This window comes from Nonomuraea bangladeshensis (assembly GCF_039529455.1).
In the GTDB taxonomy this organism is placed as follows: Bacteria; Actinomycetota; Actinomycetes; order Streptosporangiales; family Streptosporangiaceae; genus Nonomuraea; species Nonomuraea bangladeshensis.
The window spans coordinates 105460-122362 of record NZ_BAAAMV010000020.1 but is presented as its reverse complement, the minus strand read 5'-3'; the positions used below and the strand labels follow the sequence as shown (position 1 = coordinate 122362).

Annotated in this window: 15 protein-coding genes; 7 read left to right on the top strand and 8 right to left on the bottom strand. The window is 73.3% G+C overall.

Annotated elements, in window-relative coordinates; translation table 11 throughout:
* Positions 1-193: 193 nt before the first annotated feature.
* The 3 genes from glk to zwf form a co-directional block, all read right to left on the bottom strand.
* Positions 194-1159, bottom strand: a complete 966-nt coding sequence (glk, locus tag ABD292_RS45750) for a glucokinase (protein WP_344219136.1) — start codon at positions 1157-1159, stop codon at positions 194-196.
* Positions 1160-1322: 163 nt separating this feature from the next.
* On the bottom strand, positions 1323-3266 hold the full coding sequence (edd, locus tag ABD292_RS45745; RefSeq protein WP_344219142.1) for a phosphogluconate dehydratase: 1944 nt from the start codon (positions 3264-3266) through the stop codon (positions 1323-1325).
* Between the two features lie 20 nt (positions 3267-3286).
* A complete protein-coding gene (zwf, locus tag ABD292_RS45740; RefSeq protein ID WP_344219134.1) occupies positions 3287-4762 on the bottom strand; it encodes a glucose-6-phosphate dehydrogenase in 1476 nt (491 codons plus the stop codon).
* A gap of 143 nt (positions 4763-4905) precedes the next feature.
* Here zwf and ABD292_RS45735 point away from each other — a divergent pair, with 143 nt between their 5' ends.
* A complete protein-coding gene (locus tag ABD292_RS45735) occupies positions 4906-6102 on the top strand; it encodes an ROK family transcriptional regulator (protein ID WP_344219132.1) in 1197 nt (398 codons plus the stop codon).
* Between the two features lies 1 nt (position 6103).
* Here ABD292_RS45735 and ABD292_RS45730 read toward each other — a convergent pair whose 3' ends face one another.
* A complete protein-coding gene (locus tag ABD292_RS45730; protein ID WP_344219130.1) occupies positions 6104-7678 on the bottom strand; it encodes an ATP-binding cassette domain-containing protein in 1575 nt (524 codons plus the stop codon).
* A 75-nt stretch (positions 7679-7753) separates the two neighbouring features.
* On the opposite strand from ABD292_RS45730, the gene ABD292_RS45725 reads away from it, so the two are divergent.
* The gene (locus ABD292_RS45725; RefSeq protein ID WP_344219128.1) at positions 7754-8389 is read left to right on the top strand and encodes a TetR/AcrR family transcriptional regulator; all 636 of its coding nucleotides are present in this window, start codon (positions 7754-7756) and stop codon (positions 8387-8389) included.
* A gap of 9 nt (positions 8390-8398) precedes the next feature.
* On the opposite strand, the gene ABD292_RS45720 is transcribed toward ABD292_RS45725, so the two are convergent.
* On the bottom strand, positions 8399-9100 hold the full coding sequence (locus ABD292_RS45720) for a DUF2470 domain-containing protein (protein WP_344219126.1): 702 nt from the start codon (positions 9098-9100) through the stop codon (positions 8399-8401).
* Positions 9101-9178: 78 nt separating this feature from the next.
* Between ABD292_RS45720 and rpsD the strand changes: the two genes are divergently transcribed.
* Positions 9179-9793 (top strand): 30S ribosomal protein S4, encoded by a 615-nt coding sequence (gene rpsD / locus ABD292_RS45715; RefSeq protein ID WP_344219140.1) that lies wholly within the window; start codon positions 9179-9181, stop codon positions 9791-9793.
* A gap of 66 nt (positions 9794-9859) precedes the next feature.
* Here rpsD and ABD292_RS45710 read toward each other — a convergent pair whose 3' ends face one another.
* Positions 9860-10651 carry an ion transporter gene (locus ABD292_RS45710; protein ID WP_344219124.1) on the bottom strand — a complete coding sequence of 264 codons (792 nt, stop codon included), beginning with the start codon at positions 10649-10651 and terminating at the stop codon, positions 9860-9862.
* Positions 10652-10734: 83 nt separating this feature from the next.
* On the opposite strand from ABD292_RS45710, the gene ABD292_RS45705 reads away from it, so the two are divergent.
* Positions 10735-11031 carry a DUF4190 domain-containing protein gene (locus ABD292_RS45705; protein WP_344219122.1) on the top strand — a complete coding sequence of 99 codons (297 nt, stop codon included), beginning with the start codon at positions 10735-10737 and terminating at the stop codon, positions 11029-11031.
* On the opposite strand, the gene ABD292_RS45700 is transcribed toward ABD292_RS45705, so the two are convergent.
* Positions 10969-11676 carry a TetR/AcrR family transcriptional regulator gene (locus ABD292_RS45700; protein WP_344219120.1) on the bottom strand — a complete coding sequence of 236 codons (708 nt, stop codon included), beginning with the start codon at positions 11674-11676 and terminating at the stop codon, positions 10969-10971. The genes ABD292_RS45705 and ABD292_RS45700 overlap by 63 nt on opposite strands.
* A gap of 66 nt (positions 11677-11742) precedes the next feature.
* On the opposite strand from ABD292_RS45700, the gene ABD292_RS45695 reads away from it, so the two are divergent.
* Together ABD292_RS45695 and ABD292_RS45690 are read left to right on the top strand one after the other, a co-directional pair.
* Complete coding sequence (locus ABD292_RS45695; protein ID WP_344219118.1) at positions 11743-12480, top strand: ABC transporter ATP-binding protein; 738 nt, start codon at positions 11743-11745, stop codon at positions 12478-12480.
* The gene (locus ABD292_RS45690; protein WP_344219116.1) at positions 12480-13205 is read left to right on the top strand and encodes an ABC transporter permease; all 726 of its coding nucleotides are present in this window, start codon (positions 12480-12482) and stop codon (positions 13203-13205) included. Before ABD292_RS45695 ends, ABD292_RS45690 begins: the two co-directional genes overlap by 1 nt.
* A gap of 3 nt (positions 13206-13208) precedes the next feature.
* Here ABD292_RS45690 and ABD292_RS45685 read toward each other — a convergent pair whose 3' ends face one another.
* A complete protein-coding gene (locus ABD292_RS45685) occupies positions 13209-14684 on the bottom strand; it encodes a S8 family serine peptidase (RefSeq protein WP_344219114.1) in 1476 nt (491 codons plus the stop codon).
* 180 nt (positions 14685-14864) lie between these two features.
* Between ABD292_RS45685 and ABD292_RS45680 the strand changes: the two genes are divergently transcribed.
* Positions 14865-16901, top strand: coding sequence for a spermine/spermidine synthase domain-containing protein (locus ABD292_RS45680; RefSeq protein WP_344219113.1), 2037 nt, complete (start codon positions 14865-14867; stop codon positions 16899-16901).
* Positions 16902-16903 lie beyond the last annotated feature (2 nt).

The following is a 16903-nucleotide window of genomic DNA, read 5'->3' as shown; positions in this document are numbered from 1 at the left end:
CGGCCGTCCTCAAGGTCAGGGGACGGACCGGCGGCCGTCCTCAAGGTCAGGGGACGGACCGGCGGCCGTCCTCAAGGTCAGGGGACGGACCGGCGGCCGTCCTCAAGGTCAGGGGACGGACCGGCGGTCGCCCTCAGGTCAAGGGACGGACCGGCGGTCGCCCCCAGGTCAAGGGACGGGCCGGTGGCCGTCCTCAGCTCACCAGTTCCCGGCGGGCGCGCTGGCTGAGCCAGGCCGCCGCGCCGGTCAGCGCGGGCTGCGGGGCGACGATGAGCGACGTCCCGATGCCCTCCAAATATGCCGACATATCAGGGTTGGAGGTGAAGCGTGCGCGGAAGCCGCTGGCCCGCACCCGCTCCACGATCCTGGGCAGCACCCCGCCGCCCAGGTAGACCCCGCCCCGCGCGCCCAGCGTCAGCGCGACGTTCCCCGCGAAGCTGCCCAGCAGGCCGCAGAACACCTCCACCGTCTCCGCGCACAGCGAGTCGTCCAGCCTGGCCACGATGTCGGCGGCCGACAGCTCGGGCGCGCTGACGCCGTTGACCTCGGCCAGCGCCCGGTGCAGCCGGACCAGGCCGGGCCCCGAGAGCACGTGCTCGGCCACCACGTGCGGCAGCCCCCGCGCCCGCAGGACCCGGACGACCTCCAGCTCCCGCTCGTCCACGACCGGCACGGTGACGTGCCCGCCCTCGCCGGGGACCGGCGTCCAGCCGTGCTCGGTCGGCACGAGGGCGCTCACGCCGAGCCCGGTGCCGGGGCCGAGCACGGCCTTGACGCCGTGCGCGGGCTCCGGCCCGCCGAGCGGCACCAGGTCGTCGCCGCCCAGGTGCGGCAGCGACAGGGCCAGCGCCTCGAAGTCGTTGAGCAGCCTGGCGTAGGGCACGCCGAGGTCGCGTACGGATCCGGCCCAGGCCGAGTTCGTCAGCCGGTAGTGGTCGCCGTCGATCGGTCCCGCGAGGGCCAGGCAGGCCGCCCCCGGCCGCGCCCCGCCCGTGTGCTGCCCGAGGTAGGCGGCCACGGCGTCGGGCAGGGTGGGGTGGTCGGCCCCCGCCAGGACCGCGACGTGCGACGGCGGCTCGTCCAGCGAGGTGACCAGCCCGAAACGGGCGTTGGTCCCCCCGACGTCGGCGACGAGCCAGGGAAGGTCAAAGGCACTCACCGCGCACCTCCGGTGGTCAGGGCGGCGTCAAGATCGCTCGCCATCCTCCGAAGGATGCCATGGACGCTCACGGAGTCCCAGAGGGGATCGTGAGCACGTTCTGGGTGAGGAGCGGTCATTGTCCGCCAAGCGGACATATAGCACCGTACCTTCATAAAACACGTCACCGTGGCAGTCCGGCCGGACGGGCCCCGACCGAGACGCCCGTCTCCAGGTGGGAAGCGCCGGCCTCGGCGGGGAAGCCGAGCCCCGGGCCGTGGTGCGGCGACTCGGCGCCGCTCACGCCGAAGATCCCCGCGCCCTGCTCGGCGTGGCCCGCCATCCGGCGGAACGCGGCGAACAGCTCCCGCCCGGTGCCCACCCACTGCGCGTCGCTCAGCGGCCGGCCCTCGGGCGCGCGCCGGGCCAGCTCCTCGGCCGGCACCAGCAGCTCCAGCGTCCCGGCCGCCGAGTCCAGGCGGATCAGGTCGCCCTCGCGCACCAGCGCGATCGGGCCGCCGTCGGCCGCCTCGGGCGACAGGTGGATGGCCGCCGGGACCTTGCCCGACGCGCCCGACATGCGGCCGTCGGTGACGATCGCCACCCGCTGGCCGCGGTCCAGCAGCACCGCCAGCGGCGGGGTCAGCTTGTGCAGCTCCGGCATGCCGTTCGCGCTCGGCCCCTGGTAGCGGATGACCGCCACGAAGTCCTGCCCGTCCAGCTCGCCCGCCTCGAACGCCTTCAGCAGGTCGAGCTGGTCGTCGAAGACCTTGGCGGGCGCCTCGATCACCAGGTGCTCGGGCTTGACCGCCGAGACCTTGCTGACCGCCCGGCCCAGGTTGCCCTCGACCATGTGGATGCCGCCGTCCGCCGAGAACGGCTCGGCGACCGGCCGCAGCACGTCGAGGTCCTTGCTGCCGCCGGTGACCGGCGACCACACCAGCTCGCCGTCCACCAGCTCGGGGGCCTCGCGGTAACGGTCCAGTCCCGGCCCGGCCACCGTCATGACGTCGCCGTGCAGCAGGCCCGCGTCCAGCAGGTCGCCGATGAGCACCTGCATGCCGCCGGCCTCGCGGAAGTGGTTCACGTCGGCCTGGCCGTTGGGGTAGATCTTGGTGAGCGACGGCACGACCCCGGACAGGCGGGCGAGGTCGTCCCAGGTCAGGACGATCCCGGCGGCGGCCGCCATGGCGACCAGGTGCAGCGTGTGGTTGGTGGAGCCGCCGGTGGCCAGCAGCGCCACGCAGGCGTTGACGACGCTCCGCTCGTCCACCAGCTCACCGATCGGGGTGTACTCAGCGCCGTGCGCGGTGATCTCCACCGCGCGCCGCCCGGCCGCCTCGGTCAGCGCGTGGCGCAGCTCGGTGTGCGGGTTGACGAACGTCGAGCCCGGCAGGTGCAGGCCCATGACCTCCATCAGCGCCTGGTTGGAGTTGGCGGTGCCGTAGAAGGTGCAGGTGCCGGGGGAGTGGTACGACTTCGCCTCGGCGTCCAGCAGCTCGTCCCGGCCGACCTTGCCCTCGGCGAAGAGCTGGCGGGTGCGCGCCTTGACCTTGTTCGGCAGGCCGGAGGTCATCGGCCCGGCCGGCACGAAGATCGCCGGCAGGTGCCCGAAGTGCAGCGCCCCGATGAACAGGCCCGGCACGATCTTGTCGCACACGCCCAGCAGCAGCGAGGAGTCGAACATGTCGTGCGAGAGCGCGATCGCCGTCGCCATGGCGATCACGTCGCGGCTGTAGAGCGACAGCTCCATGCCGGGACGGCCCTGGGTGATGCCGTCGCACATGGCCGGCACGCCGCCCGCGACCTGCGCCACGCCGCCGGCCTGGCGCACCGCCGCCTTCAGCTCGGGCGGGTAGGTCTCGTACGGCTGGTGCGCGGAGAGCATGTCGTTGTAGCTGGTCACGATGGCCACGCCCGGCTTGGCCGAGCCGCGCAGCGCAGGCTTGTCCGCCTCGGGCGCGGCGGCGAAGCCGTGGGCCAGGTTGGCGCAGCCGAGGTGGGCACGGGCCGGGCCCTTGGCGCGCGCCGCCTCGCCGTCGCGGCGGATCCGCGCCAGGTAGTTCGCCCGGCTGGCGGCGCTGCGCTCGGCGATGCGGTCGGTGACCTCCTGGACGACGGCGTTCATGTGCGGGTTCTTGGCGGGGTTCACAGTTCCTCCTCGTGCCACGCGCGACCGCTGCGGCCGAGCAGCTCGTGGGCTCCGGCGGGGCCGGTCGTGCCGGCGGGATAGGGCTCGGGCAGCGCGGGGGCGGCCCGCCAGGCGTCCAGGATCGGATCGATCCAACGCCAGGCGGCCTCGACCTCGTCACGCCGCATGAACAGGGTGGGGTTGCCGGCCAGCACGTCGGTCAGCAGCCGCTCGTACGCCTCGGGCACGCGGGCGGTGAACGTCTTGCCGAAGCTCAGCGACATCGGCACCGGCTTCAGCGTCACCTCGCCCGCGCCGGGCTCCTTGGCCATGAGGTGCAGCTCGATGCCCTCCTCCGGCTGCAGGCGCAGCACCAGGCGGTTCGGGCTGCCGCCGGGGAAGATGGAGTGCGGCACGTCCTTGAACTGCACCACGATCTCCGAGCGCCGGTACGGCATGCGCTTGCCGGTGCGCAGGTAGAACGGCACCCCGGCCCAGCGCCAGTTCCTGATCTCGGCCCGGATCGCGGTGAAGGTCTCCACCCGCCGCGAGGACTCGGTGGGCGGCGTCGAGCCGGGCTCGTCGAGGTAGCCGGGCACGTCGCCGGCGCCGACGTACTGGCCGCGCACGGTGAACCGGTCGGCCTCGGTGCCCGTGATGGGCCGCAGCGCCTGCAGCACCTTGACCTTCTCGTCGCGGATGGCCTCACGGTCGTTCTGCGCGGGCGGCTCCATCGCGGTGAGCGTCAGGAGCTGGAGCAGGTGGTTCTGCACCATGTCGCGCAGCGCGCCCGCGTGGTCGTAGTAGCCGCGCCGGCCCGGCGTGCCGACGGTCTCGGCGGCGGTGATCTGGACGTGGTCGATCCACAGGGAGTTCCAGATCGGCTCCAGGAAGGCGTTGGCGAACCGCAGGACCAGCAGGTTCTGGACGGTCTCCTTGCCCAGGTAGTGGTCGATGCGGAAGATCTGGCGCTCGTCGAAGATGGCGCCGACCTCGTCGTTGATGCGCTGCGCGCTCGGCAGGTCGTGGCCGAGCGGCTTCTCCAGCACCACGCGCGAGCGCGGCGTCACCAAACCGGCCTCGGCGAGCTCGCGGCAGAAGGGGCCGAACGTGCGGGGCGGGCTGGCGAGGTAGAACACCCGGTCACGGTCCTCGTGCGGGGCGAGCAGCTCGGCCAGGTGACGCCAGCCGGGGTGGCCCGGGGCGCCGACGTCCACCGACACGTGGTGCAGCCGGCCCAGGAAGCGCTGCCACACGGCGGGGTCGTCCACGGGGACGGAGTCGCGTACCTCGGCGTCCACCTTGCCGCGGAAGTCGGCGTCGGCGAGCCCGCCGCGGGACATGGCGATCACGCGGGTCTCGGGGGAGAGCCGGCCGTCCCTGTCGCAGTGGTACAGGGCGGGCAGCAGCTTGCGCATGGACAGGTCACCGGTGCCGCCGAAGACGACGAGGTCAGCGGTGTGGACGGGGCCTGCTGCGGGAGAGGTGGACACGGTGTCGAGCTCCGAAGATCTTCCAATGCGAGGACACAACGGACACTAACGAGAGTTTGGGTTGTGCACAAGCAGAGTTTTGGCATCTGAGATAAGAAAGTCTGGAGTTTCCATTACACAAGCGGGTGTGGTTCACTTGGCCGATGTCCCGTCGTACCGCCGCGAACCTCGCCACGAGCGGCGAGGTGCTCCGCCTCATCCGCACCGGTGAGGCCGTGACGCGGGCCGACCTCGGCCGCGTCACCGGCCTGTCGCGCCCCGCGGTGCAGCTGCGCGTCGCCGAGCTGCTCGAACGCGGCCTGGTCGTGGAGCGCACCGACGCTCCCTCGACCGGCGGCCGGCCGCCCGTCCGGCTGGAGTTCAACGCCGGGGGCGGCCTGGTGCTGGTGGCCGCGCTCGGCGCGACCCGCACCCGCGTCGCCGTCTGCGACCTGGCCGGGCGCGAGCTGGACGGCCGCGAGTTCCAGGTGGACGTCGAGGAGGGCCCCGGCGTCGTGCTGCCGCTGCTCATGGACACCTGGGACGACCTGCTCGGCGACCGCCCGCGCGAGCTGATCCGCGGCGTGGGCATGGGCGTGCCGGCGACGGTCGAGTTCGCGCAGGGCCGCACCGAGAGCGCCCGCGTGATGGCCTCGTGGACCGGCGTGGTGATCCCGCCGGTCATCCAGGCCCGCTTCCCCGTCCCCGTGCTGGTCGACAACGACGTCAACGTGCTGGCCATCGGCGAGCACCGCGGCCTCTACCCCGACGTCGGCGACCTCATGTTCGTGAAGGTGTCGACGCGGATCGGCGCGGGCGTCATCGCCGGCGGCGGCATCCTGCGGGGCGCGCTCGGCGCGGCCGGCGAGATCGGCCACATCCCCGTGCTCGACGGCGGCGGCGTGCTGTGCCGCTGCGGCAACACCGACTGCGTCGACTCCGTGGCCAGCGGCACCGCGCTGCTGCGGGAGCTGCGCGCGGCCGGCAAGGACGTCAGGACCATCGCCGACGTCACCGCGCTGGTCCGCGCCGGCGACGCCGAGACCATGGCCATGGTGCGCACGGCCGGCCGCCGCATCGGCGAGGTGCTGGCCGGCGCGGTCAACATACTCAACCCGTCGATCGTGGTGCTCGGCGGCGACGTGGCCGAGGCGTTCGGGCCGCTGGTGTCGAGCATCCGCGAGGTCGTCTACCGCCGCTCCACGGCGCTCGCCACCCGGCGGCTGCGCATCGAGCCGAGCAGGCTGGGCGCGCAGGCGGGCATCAGCGGATGCGCGGTGATGGTGCTCGACCACGTGCTCGCGCCCGAGGCCGTGGACGAGACCATGACGGTCACCGCCCTGCGCCGCCAGCCGGTCTGATTCAGGCGTCCCACACCGGCTCGGCGGACTCCCGCACCCCGCCGTCCGCGCGGAAGATCAGGTGCCGGTCGAGGTCGCGGGCGAACCAGCGGTCGTGCGTGACCGCCAGCACCGTCCCCTCGAACCCCTCCAGCCCCCGCTGCAGCGCCTCCGCGCTGGCCAGGTCGAGGTTGTCGGTCGGCTCGTCGAGCAGCAGCAGCGTGGCCCCCGACAGCTCCAGCAGCAGGATCTGCAGCCGCGCCTGCTGGCCGCCCGAGAGCGTCTCGAACGCCTGCCCGCCCGCCGGGGCCAGCTCGTAGCGGGCGAGGGCGGCCATGGCGTCGTTGCGGGTCAGCGCGTGCTCGGCCATGATCAGCTCGGCGATCGGCCGGCCCCGCAGGTCGGGCCGCAGATGGGTCTGGGCGAAATATCCGGGGACGACCCGCGCGCCGAGCCGGGCCGCGCCGGTGTGCGCGACCGGCTCGCCGGCCAGCAGCCGCAGGAAGTGCGACTTGCCGGTGCCGTTGAGGCCCAGGACGCCGACGCGCTCGCCGTAGTGGATCTCGGCCGAGAACGGCCGCAGCAGCCCGGTCAGCTCCAGCTCCTCGCACGTCACGGCCCGCTTGCCGGTGCGCCCGCCGCGCAACCGCATGCGCACGTTCTGCTCCTTCGGCGCCCGGCGCGGCGGGCCCTCGCGCTCGAAGCGCTCCAGCCTGGTGAGCGCCGACCGGTAGGCCCCGGCCAGCGCGTCGTTGTGCGCCGAGCGCTGCCGCAGCGTGTGCGCCAGGCGGCGCAGCCTGGCCCGCTCGTCCTCCCAGCGCCGCCGCCGGTCCTCCAGCCGCTCCGCGCGCCGCCGCCGCGCCTCGCCGTAGCCGGCGAAGCCGCCCCCGTGCACCCACACCGTACGCCCCTCCACGGTGACGATCCGGTCGGCCGCCTCGGCGAGCAGCTGCCGGTCGTGCGAGACGAGCAGCACGGTCTTGGCCGAGTCGCGGATCGCCCGCTCCAGCCACTGCTTGGCCGGCACGTCGAGGTAGTTGTCCGGCTCGTCCAGCAGCAGCACCTCGTCGGGGCCGCGCAGCAGCGCCTCCAGCATGAGCCGCTTCTGCTCGCCGCCGGACAGCGTGCCGAGGCCGCGGCCGGCGATTCGTTCGTACGGCAGCCCGAGCGCCGCGTGCGCGCACACGTCCCACACGACCTCCAGCGCGTAGCCGCCCGCGTCGGCGTAGTCGGCGAGCGCCTGGGCGTAGGCGAGCTGCGCGGGCTCGTCGTCGCGCCCGGCCAGCGCCGCGGCGGCCGCCTCCACGTCCGCGGCGGCCTGCCGCACCCGCCGGGGCGCGACGCCGAGCAGCAGGTCGTGAACGGTGCCCTCGCCGAGGAACTGCCGCATCACCCCGATGCCGCCGCTGCTCGCCACCCGCCCGCCGTCCGGTCGCAGCTCGCCCGCGATCAGCCGCAGCAGCGTCGTCTTGCCGCCGCCGTTCGGGCCGACGAGCGCCGCCTTGGCCCCGTCGCCCACCTTGAACGAGGCCTCCAGCAGCAGCGGCCGCCCGTCCGGCAGCAGGTACGTCAGATCGCTCACTTCGATGTGCCCCAAGCCGCCGCCCCCTCTCGATCGTCGTTCCACTACTAGACCATCGATCCGGTCGGCGTACAACGTATTATCGGCGGCGTGGAGAACGTGTGGTCGCGCCCGCGCAGGGCGCCCAGGCAGACGCTGACGCTGGAGCGGATCGTGGTCGAGGCGGTCGCGCTGCTCGACGAGGAGGGCGTGACCGGGCTGACCATGCGCCGGCTGGCCGAGCGGCTCGGCACCGGCTCGACCACGCTCTACTGGCACGTCAGAACCAAGGAGGACGTCCTCGACCTGGCACTCGACGCGGTCTTCGGAGAGGCGCCGCTGCCGGCGGCGCGGCCGGGCGAGCCCTGGCACGAGCCGGTGCGCGCGCTCATGGGCGCCTGGCGGTCGGCCCTGCTGCGTCACCCGTGGTCGGCGACCGTCCTCGACCGCCCGCTCCTCGGGCCGAACGCCCTGGCCCGCACCGAGTTCCTGTTCCAGACCCTGATCGCGGCCGGATTCCCCGCCCCCGGTGGCGCCGCGCACAGCCTGGCCGCCTTCGTCACGGGCTCGGTGATCTCGCAGGTCACCTGGCAGGAACGCGCGGGGGAGGAGGTGGACGTGTTCCTGCGCGAGCGGGCGGGCGGCTGGCCCGGCCTCGCCGCGCACGGTCTCGCGCCCGAGTGGGACGCCACGTTCGCCGAGGGGCTCGGCTACCTCCTGGCCGGGATGGAGCAGACGCGGAGCTGACCTGGCGGGTCAGCAGGTGCAGAGCAGGCCGCGCAGCGCCGTCTCCAGGCACCCGCCCGACCTCGCGGGCCGCGGCCAGGGGAAGCGCACCAGCGACTCGTCCACCCGTACGGTGGCGCCGAAGCGGTCCAGCTCCCACAGCCACACCTCGCCCGCCGTCTCGCCGAGCTGCCGCGAGACACCGGCCGTGAGCTGCGGCCGGTGGGAGTCGTTGACGTGGGCCAGCACCCGCTCGGCGACGTCGGTGAGCGGGTCGGGCGCCGCGCCCAGGTAGTCGTCGGCGTCCAGCATCCCCGACTCCTGGCCGGTCAGGTAGACGACCTGGGCCACGTCCAGGCGCAGCAGCCGGGGCGCGTCCGGCCGCCCGAACCGCTCCAGTGCCTCGAACAGGCTCTCGTCCGCGCAGTGCGCGGCCACCGCCACGGCCGCGCCGCGCGCCTCGTCCTCGGGGACGGCCTCGGCCCAGCCCTGCACCTCGATGAGGCCGCGCGGGTGCGCGGCCGCGCCGAGCCTGCGCATCGCGGTCAGGTTCACCGCCACCACGGCGTCGCCGACCAGGCCGTGCAGGGTCTCGCCTGGGCGCACGAGGAGCACCGGACGGCCGCGCTCGTCCACACCGCCGCGGGCGGGCGAGGGAACGCCGTCGACGGCGAGCTTGGCGACCTCGGCGGTCGCGGCGAGAGTGCGGACCCGCTCGGGGATCGGCAGCATGACGCCTCCTTGGGCAACAGACACAGTGATAGGTTAGGCTTACCTAAGTAAGGATTACCTAATCACATCGAGGTGAACGTGCGCTACACCGGCCCCAAGGTGCGACTGTCGCGTCGCGCGGGCGTCCCGCTGACCAGGAAAGCCGTCCGCTACTTCGAGACGCGCCCCTATCCGCCGGGCGAGCACGGCCGCAAGACCAACCGCCGCAACACCGGCGACTACGGGCTGCGGCTGCTGGAGAAGCAGAAGCTGCGCTGGTACTACGACGTCTCCGAGCGGCAGCTGCGCCGCTACTGGGACCTCGCGGTGCGCAAGCCGGGCGCGTCGGGCGCCGAGCTGGTGACACTGCTGGAGACCCGCCTGGCCTCCCTCGTGCTGCGCGCCGGGCTCGCGCCGTCGATCTACGCCGCCCGGCAGTACATCGCCCACGGGCACATCGCCGTGGACGGCCGCAAGGTGGACATCCCGAGCTACCTGGTCAAGCCGGGGCAGGTCGTGTCGGTCAGGGAGCGCTCGCGCGGGATGCAGCCGTTCGTGGCCGCCGCCGCCGGCATCCACGCCGACGAGCGCACGGCGGCGTACCTGTCCGTGGACCTCGCCGAGCTGCGCTTCACGTTGACGAGCCGGCCGGAGCGCGAGCAGATCGCGATCCCCGTCGACGAGCAGCTCGTGGTGGAGTTCTACTCCCGTTGACCGCGGCCGGGGGGCGTCACGCGGCGCCCCCCGCGCGTGACTCACGCGACGCCCCCCGCGCGCGGCTCACTCGACGGGGCTGTGCCGCCGCAGCTCGGCGACCTCCTTGCGGAGCTCGGCGAGCTCCCGCAGGATCAGCTCGGAGTGCACGGCGGCGTCGTCCTGGAGCGCGGCGCGCTCCTCGGCGCTCTCCTCGTCCATGGCGCTGACCACGACCGCCATGAACAGGTTCAGGATCACGAACGTGCACACCAGGATGAAGATGGTGAAGAAGATCCAGGCCGACGGGTGCTGGGTCATCACCTCCCTGGCGATGTTGCCCCAGTCGTCGCCCGTCATCGTCTGGTAGAGGGTGAACAGCGAGGTCGGCAGGGTCCCGAAGCGGTCGGGGGCGGCGCTGCCGTAGAGCTTGGTGGCCATCACGGCGGCCACGTACAGCACGAGGCCCAGCAGCACCACGATGGAGCTCATGCCGGGCATGGCGCGCAGCAGCGCCGAGACGACCCGGCGCAGGCTGGGCACCACGGACAGCAGCCGCAGCGCCCGCAGGACGCGCATCGCCCGCAGCACCGACAGGCCGCCGGTCGCGGGCGCGAAGGCGATGGCGACGATGAGGAAGTCGAAGATGTTCCACGGGTCGCGGACGAAGCGCGCCCGCTCGACGTAGATCTTGGCCAGCAGCTCGACGGCGAAGATGTAGAGCGCCGCGTGGTCCACCACGGTCAGCAGGGTGCCGTAGCGCTCCACGACGGGTGGGAACGTCTCCAGGCCCAACGTGGCGGCGTTGACCAGGATGACCCCGACGATGAAACGCTGGAAGCGCTTATGGGCGAGTACGGCACGAGTGCGTTCGCGCACGGATGATGCTCCTAGGGGAATGGAACAGGTGCCGTCCCATGATGGCGCAACATGATCAAGACAGTGGCGGTATAGAAGGACGCATGTCATATCCCCCGTACGACCCGCCCTACTACGGCCCCCAGGTGCACAATTACCCCAACGGCACGACCATCCTCGTGCTCGGCATCCTGAGCCTGGTGGTGTGCCTCTTCATCGGCCCGTTCGCCTGGTCGATGGGCAACACGGCGCTGCGCGAGATCGACGGGAGCGGCTACGTCTTCGCCAACCGCGGCCAGGTCCAGGCCGGGCGCGTCTGCGGCATGGTCGCCACCGCCCTAACGGCCCTCACTCTGCTGTTCGTCGCCTTCGGGTTCACCGTCGCCATCGTCACCTCCTGAGGCCCCCGCCGGGGCTCGCCGGCCGTGGTCGCCGAGCCCCGACTCCAGCAGGTCGAACGCCCGCTCCGCCTGCCTCCTGAGATCGGGCTCGATGCCCGCCCAGTCCTCGCCCGCCGCCATGCGGTCGGCCGCGTACGCCCCCAGCAGCCGCGTGGCGGCGAGGATCTGCGCCGCCACCAGCCGAGGGGAGAGGTCCTCCGGCGCGGAGTCCAGCTCGTCGGCCAGCGCCCGCGCGAGCGCCGTCTCGCGTTGCTCCTGGAGCTCGCGCATCCTGGCGACCAGCGCGGGGCTGGCGGCGACGATCCCGGCGAAGACGTCGGCGCCCTGGTTGAGCCCGTAGCGCCAGTCGCGGCCGGCGATCGCGTCGAGGAAGTCGCGGCGGAAGGCCCGCACCACGCTCTCGCCCGGCTCCCGCTCCCGCAGCACCCGCGCCGGCAGGTCCACGGCGACGTCCTGCCGGTCGGCGAACAGGTCCTCCTTCGTCCCGAAGTAGTTGAAGACCGTGTTCACCGACACGTCGGCCGCCCGCGCCACCTCGGCCACGGTCACGTTGTCGAACCCTTTCGCCATGAACAGCCCCATCGCGATGTCGGCGATGCGCTGCCTGGTCTCGCGCTTCTTCCGCTCCCGCAGCCCCTCTTCCATGCCTGCATGCTACCCAAATTGCAGTCACTCCAAATTTGTGGTTACCTCAATCTTGGAGGCGATGAAATGATCGAGACAACGGGTCTGACGAAGACCTTCGGCGACGTGACCGCCGTCGCCGGCGTGGACATCACCGTGCGGCCCGGCGAGATCGTCGGGTTCCTCGGCCCCAACGGCGCCGGCAAGACCACCACGATGCGCATGCTGACCACCCTGCTGCGGCCCACCTCGGGCGCCGCCGTCGTGGCCGGGTGCGACCTGCTCGCCGACCCGCGCGGCGTGCGCCGGCGCATCGGCTACGTGTCCCAGGGCGGCGCCGTCCCGCCCGCCGAGCCGCTGCGCGGCGAGCTGGAGCTGCAGGGCATGCTGTACGGCCTCGGCCGCGCGGAGTCCGCCGCCCGCACGCGGGCCCTCCTCGACCGGCTGGAGCTCACCGGACTGGAGGAGCGGCCGGGCGCCGCGCTGTCGGGCGGCCAGCGGCGCCGCTTCGACATCGCCTTCGCCCTGCTGCACGAGCCGGTCCTGCTCTTCCTGGACGAGCCCACGACCGGCCTCGACCCGCAGAGCCGGGCCAACCTGTGGGACCACGTCCGCGCCCTGCGCGCCGAGAGCGGCCTCACGGTCTTCCTCACCACCCACTACCTGGACGAGGCCGACGCCCTCTGCGACCGGCTGCTGATCATCGACCACGGCCGGATCGTGGCCGAGGGCACGCCGGCCGCGCTGAAGAGCGGCGGACGCACCCTCGACGACGTCTTCCTCGACATCACCGGCCGCTCACTGCGCGAGGAGGCGGGGGTCTGATGCTGCGCGACACCTGGGTCCTGTTCCGCCACGGCGTGCGCACGACGCTGCGGCAGAAGGTCGGCATCGTCTTCGGGGCGGTGCAGCCGCTGCTGTTCCTGGTGCTGTTCGGGCCGCTGTTCGTCACGATCGGCACGTGGGAGACGCTCGTGCCCGGCCTGATCATCCAGCTCGGATTGATGAGCATGGGCCTGGCCGGGTTCGGCGTGGTCTTCGAGCGCAGCTCCGGCGTGCTGGAGCGGATGCGCGTCACCCCGGTCAGCCGGCTGGCGCTGCTGCTCGGCAGGGTGCTCAACAACGCCGTCACGCTGATCATCCAGACGGCGCTGCTGCTGGCCGCGGCCTACGCCCTCGGCCTGCGGGCCCCGGCGGCCGGGGTGCTGGCCGGGTTCGCGCTGGTGCTGGTGCTCGGCGTCAGCCTGGCCGCGCTGTCGTACGCGGTCGCGCTCACCCTCGACCAGAACCTGTTCGCGCCCGTGATGTCCACCGCGGTGATCCCGCTGGTGCTGCTGTCCGGGTCGTTCCTGCCGATGTCGATGGCGCCGGGCTGGCTCGACGTCCTCTCTCATCTCAGCCCCTTCCGCTACCCGCTGGAGGCGCTGCGCGAGCTGTTCCACGGCCACTACGCCAACGGGACGGTGGCGCTCGGCGTGGCGGTGACCGTGGTCTTCGCCGCGGTCAGCCTCACCGTCGGCACGCGCGTGTTCAACCGCGAGAACGCCTGAGGGTCAGGCCGCGCTCCGCGAGCGCCGGTCGAGCGCGGCCACGATCGCCCCGGGGTCGACGGTGCCGTAACCGTAGTCGTAGTCGAAGCCGACCTCGCTGCGGTCCTCGGCGGTGCGCCGCAGCAGCGCCCGGAGCTGCGCCGGCGACAGCCGGGAGGCCGGCCACCGGGTGCGGACCGCGGCCACCAGCCCGGCCGCGACCGGCGCCGCCGCCGAGGTGCCCGAGTCGGCCTCGCCCTCGCCGAACGCCCGCGAGCCCGCGAAGCGCGTGTACGCGCACACGTCCGGCTTGCGGGCGGTCAGCCGCCCGGGGCCGCGCGAGGAGCAGCCCAGCCGCGCGCCGTTGACGTCCACGCCGCCGACCGACAGCGCGCGGGGGTGGGAGTTCGCGCCCGCGATGGGCCGGCTCGGGAACGGGCGGCGCCCGCCGGGGCGCTCCCGCCCGCGGTCGCCCGCCGCGAACAGCACGTCCGCCCCCATCCGGTCGAGCGCGGCCACCATGAGGTTGAACGGGTGGGCCGCGTTGTCGGAGTAGTTGCCGGGATGCCCGGCGGGGAAGTCGCCCTCCGGCGAGAACGACCCCCACGAGTTGCTCACCACCAGCGCGCGCGTCTCGGCCGGCTGGGCCTCCAGCACGCCGCGCAGGTGCGCGAAGGCGGCCACCGCGTCCGAGAGCAGACCGCCCGGCAGCCGACCGCCCGGCAGCGGGCCGCCCGTGACCGCGCTGACCGCGCCGCCCGGCAGGGCGTGCGACAGGGCGTCAGGCCGGGCGGGCGGCAGGGCGGATGACAGGGTGGATGACAGGGCGGGCGGCAGGACGGGCGGCAGCAGCGGGATGTCGATGAGCGCGGCCTGCGGGGCGGCGATCAGCGCGTCGAAGGCGCACATCGTCCCGTGGCCCACCCCGGACTCGCCCGGCGCCGGGACCGACCGGCCATCCGGCGGCCTCCAGCAGCGGGCGGTGTCGACCGTCACCGCGCGGCCGAGCCGGCGAGCGGCGTGCGCGGCGTTGACGCCGGTGTCCAGCACCGCCAGCGCCACGCCGGCGCCGTCCAGCCCCTCGGCGTGCAGCCCGGCCACGCCGAGCAGCCGCTCGACGTCGTGCCAGTCGCCGACCGGCGCCTCGCCCACGGGGACGGGCGAGGGCTCCACGACCGGGTCGGCGAACACCCCGACGACGTCCGGCCGCAGCGCGACGCCGGAGGCCGGCTCGCCGTCCGGGATCGTGCCGCGCAGCAGCACCGAGGCGTCGCCGGGGGCCAGCGAGACGTCGAGCGGCCGGTTGAGCGGGAGCGGGTCGCCGCCCGCGCGGGGGACCGGCCGCGGCACCGTCACGGGCGCGAACGCCGGATCCAGCTCGACGCCCGGCAGCTCGGCCACCAGACCGGCGGCCACGTCGGCCGTGGTGACCTTCGAAGACGGGTCGGCGACGGCCGCGGCCAGATCGGGGGAGGGGCGGAGCTGGATCATCACGCGCATGGGTCACCACCGGAGGTCGTGGGGAGCGAGTCACCCCACCTTGCTCCATCCGGCGGGGCCCGTCCAGCGCCTTCGGCAGGTTTGACCTGCGAAAACGCCGCAAAAACCGCGAAGCGGACGACATTTCTTCCGGCCTGTCAGGCTTCCATGATCCCGGTCCGTTCACTACCGTGAGGCTCCATGACGCTCCAGGCGCGCACGCCGGTCGACGACGGAGAGAAGGCCCACTGGCTGGCGGTGCGGCCGAGGCTCGTCCTCGCCAGCGCCTTCATGCTCTTCCTGGAGCTGGCGCTGATCCGCTGGACCGGGTCGAACATCGTCCACCTGAGCTACTTCACGAACTTCGTGCTGCTCGGGTCGTTCCTCGGCATCGGGCTCGGGTTCCTGCGGGTGGGGCGCTCGCGGCGGCAGCCGTACTACTCGCCGGTCGTGCTCGCCGCGCTCGCCATCGTGGTGCTGGCCTTCCCCGTCACCGTCGACCGCGACACCGAGGGCGTCCTCTACTGGACGAGCCTGTCCACCACGGGGCCGCCCGCCTGGCTCATCCTGCCGGTCATCTTCTGCGCCGCCGCGCTCGTCCTCATGGGGCCCGCCGAGCTGGTCGGCCGCTGCTTCCCCGAGCTGCCCCGCCTGGAGGCCTACCGGTACGACCTCATCGGCAGCCTCACCGGCATCGCGGCGTTCACCGCGCTGTCGTTCCTGAGCGCGCCGCCGGTCTTCTGGGCGCTGATCGCGGCCATCTGCTACGGCGTGCTGCTCGTGCCCCGGCCGCGCTCGCTCTACCTCGGGCTGGTCACCGTGCCCTCCCTGGCCGTCGTCGGGTTGCTGCTCACCGAGACGCTCACGGCCGGGGCGGTCTGGTCGCCGTACTACAAGGTCACCGCCAAGCCGCTGGCGGTGCTCGGGGTGCCCGTCACCGACATCGCGGTCAACGGCATCCCGCACCAGCAGGCCGTGCCCGCCGCCACCCGGCTGCAGTGGGAGGCCCAGTACGGGCTGCCGTACGAGCGGGCCTCCAAGCCGCCCCAGGACGTGCTCATCGTCGGCGCGGGCAGCGGCACCGACGTCGCGATCGCGCTGTCCAAGGGCGCCCGGCGGGTGGACGCCGTCGAGATCGACCCCAAGCTGCGCGAGCTGGGCGGCTCGGTGCACCCCGACCACCCCTACGACGACCCCCGCGTCACCACGCACATCACCGACGGGCGGGCCTTCCTGGAGCGCGGCGGCGGCGCCTACGACCTGATCCTGTTCGCGCTGCCCGACTCGCTCACCCTCGTCTCCGGGGCCAGCTCGCTGCGGCTGGAGAGCTACCTGTTCACCGAGGAGGCCATGCGGGCCGCCCGCGCCCACCTCAAGCCCGGCGGCACGTTCTCGATGTACAATTACTACCGCGAGAGCTGGCTGGTGGACCGGCTCGCCGTCACCATGCAGCGCGCCTTCGGCCACAAGCCGTGCGTGGACGTCGTCAGCACCGCCGGGCAGCAGGCCGTCATCACCGCCGGGCTGACGGCCGCCGACCAGCGCTGCGCCGCCGAGTGGCCGGGCGCCGCCGCGGGCACGCCGCCGCCCGCCGACGACGACCGGCCCTTCCTCTACCTGCACGACGCGACGATCCCGCCGCTCTACCTCGTCACGCTCGGGCTCATCCTCGCCGTCAGCCTGCTCGCCGTCCGCGTCGTCGCCGGGCCGTACCGGCGGATGCGCCCCTACAGCGACCTGTTCCTGCTGGGCGTGGCGTTCATGCTGCTGGAGACCAAGAGCGTGACCGGCTTCGCGCTGCTGTTCGGCACCACATGGGTGGTCAACGCCGTCGTCTTCGCCGGCGTGCTGGTCGCGGTGCTCGCCGCCGTCGAGATCACCCGCCGCTTCCGCACCCCGCCGCTGCCCGTCATGTACGCCGTGCTGCTGGCCGGCCTGGCGCTCGCCTGGTTCGTACCGAACGCCTGGCTGCTGTCGCTGCCGGTGCCACTGCGCGCCCTGGCCGCGGTCACGGTCGCGTTCCTGCCGATCTTCGCGGCCAACGTGGTCTTCGCCAAGCGCTTCGCCGAGACCGCCGACGCCACCACGTCCTTCGGCGCGAACCTGCTGGGGGCGATGGTCGGCGGCTGCCTGGAGTACGCGGCCCTCGTGATCGGCTACAAGGGCCTGCTCGTGGTCGCCGCCCTGCTGTACGTCGGCGCCTTCGCCCTGCTGCCCCGCAGGAGCGCCGCCGCCTGACG

Bases quoted from the DNA above. Each gene is read 5' to 3' on its own strand.
- ABD292_RS45705 (WP_344219122.1), top strand. From the start codon at position 10,735: ATGTCATATCCCCCGTACGACCCGCCCTACTACGGCCCCCAGGTGCAC.
- ABD292_RS45735 (WP_344219132.1), top strand. From the start codon at position 4,906: ATGTCCCGTCGTACCGCCGCGAACCTCGCCACGAGCGGCGAGGTGCTC.
- ABD292_RS45690 (WP_344219116.1), top strand. From the start codon at position 12,480: ATGCTGCGCGACACCTGGGTCCTGTTCCGCCACGGCGTGCGCACGACG.
- ABD292_RS45720 (WP_344219126.1), bottom strand. From the start codon at position 9,100: ATGCTGCCGATCCCCGAGCGGGTCCGCACTCTCGCCGCGACCGCCGAG.
- ABD292_RS45700 (WP_344219120.1), bottom strand. From the start codon at position 11,676: ATGGAAGAGGGGCTGCGGGAGCGGAAGAAGCGCGAGACCAGGCAGCGC.
- ABD292_RS45695 (WP_344219118.1), top strand. From the start codon at position 11,743: ATGATCGAGACAACGGGTCTGACGAAGACCTTCGGCGACGTGACCGCC.
- edd (WP_344219142.1), bottom strand. From the start codon at position 3,266: ATGAACGCCGTCGTCCAGGAGGTCACCGACCGCATCGCCGAGCGCAGC.
- ABD292_RS45680 (WP_344219113.1), top strand. From the start codon at position 14,865: ATGACGCTCCAGGCGCGCACGCCGGTCGACGACGGAGAGAAGGCCCAC.
- ABD292_RS45685 (WP_344219114.1), bottom strand. From the start codon at position 14,684: ATGCGCGTGATGATCCAGCTCCGCCCCTCCCCCGATCTGGCCGCGGCC.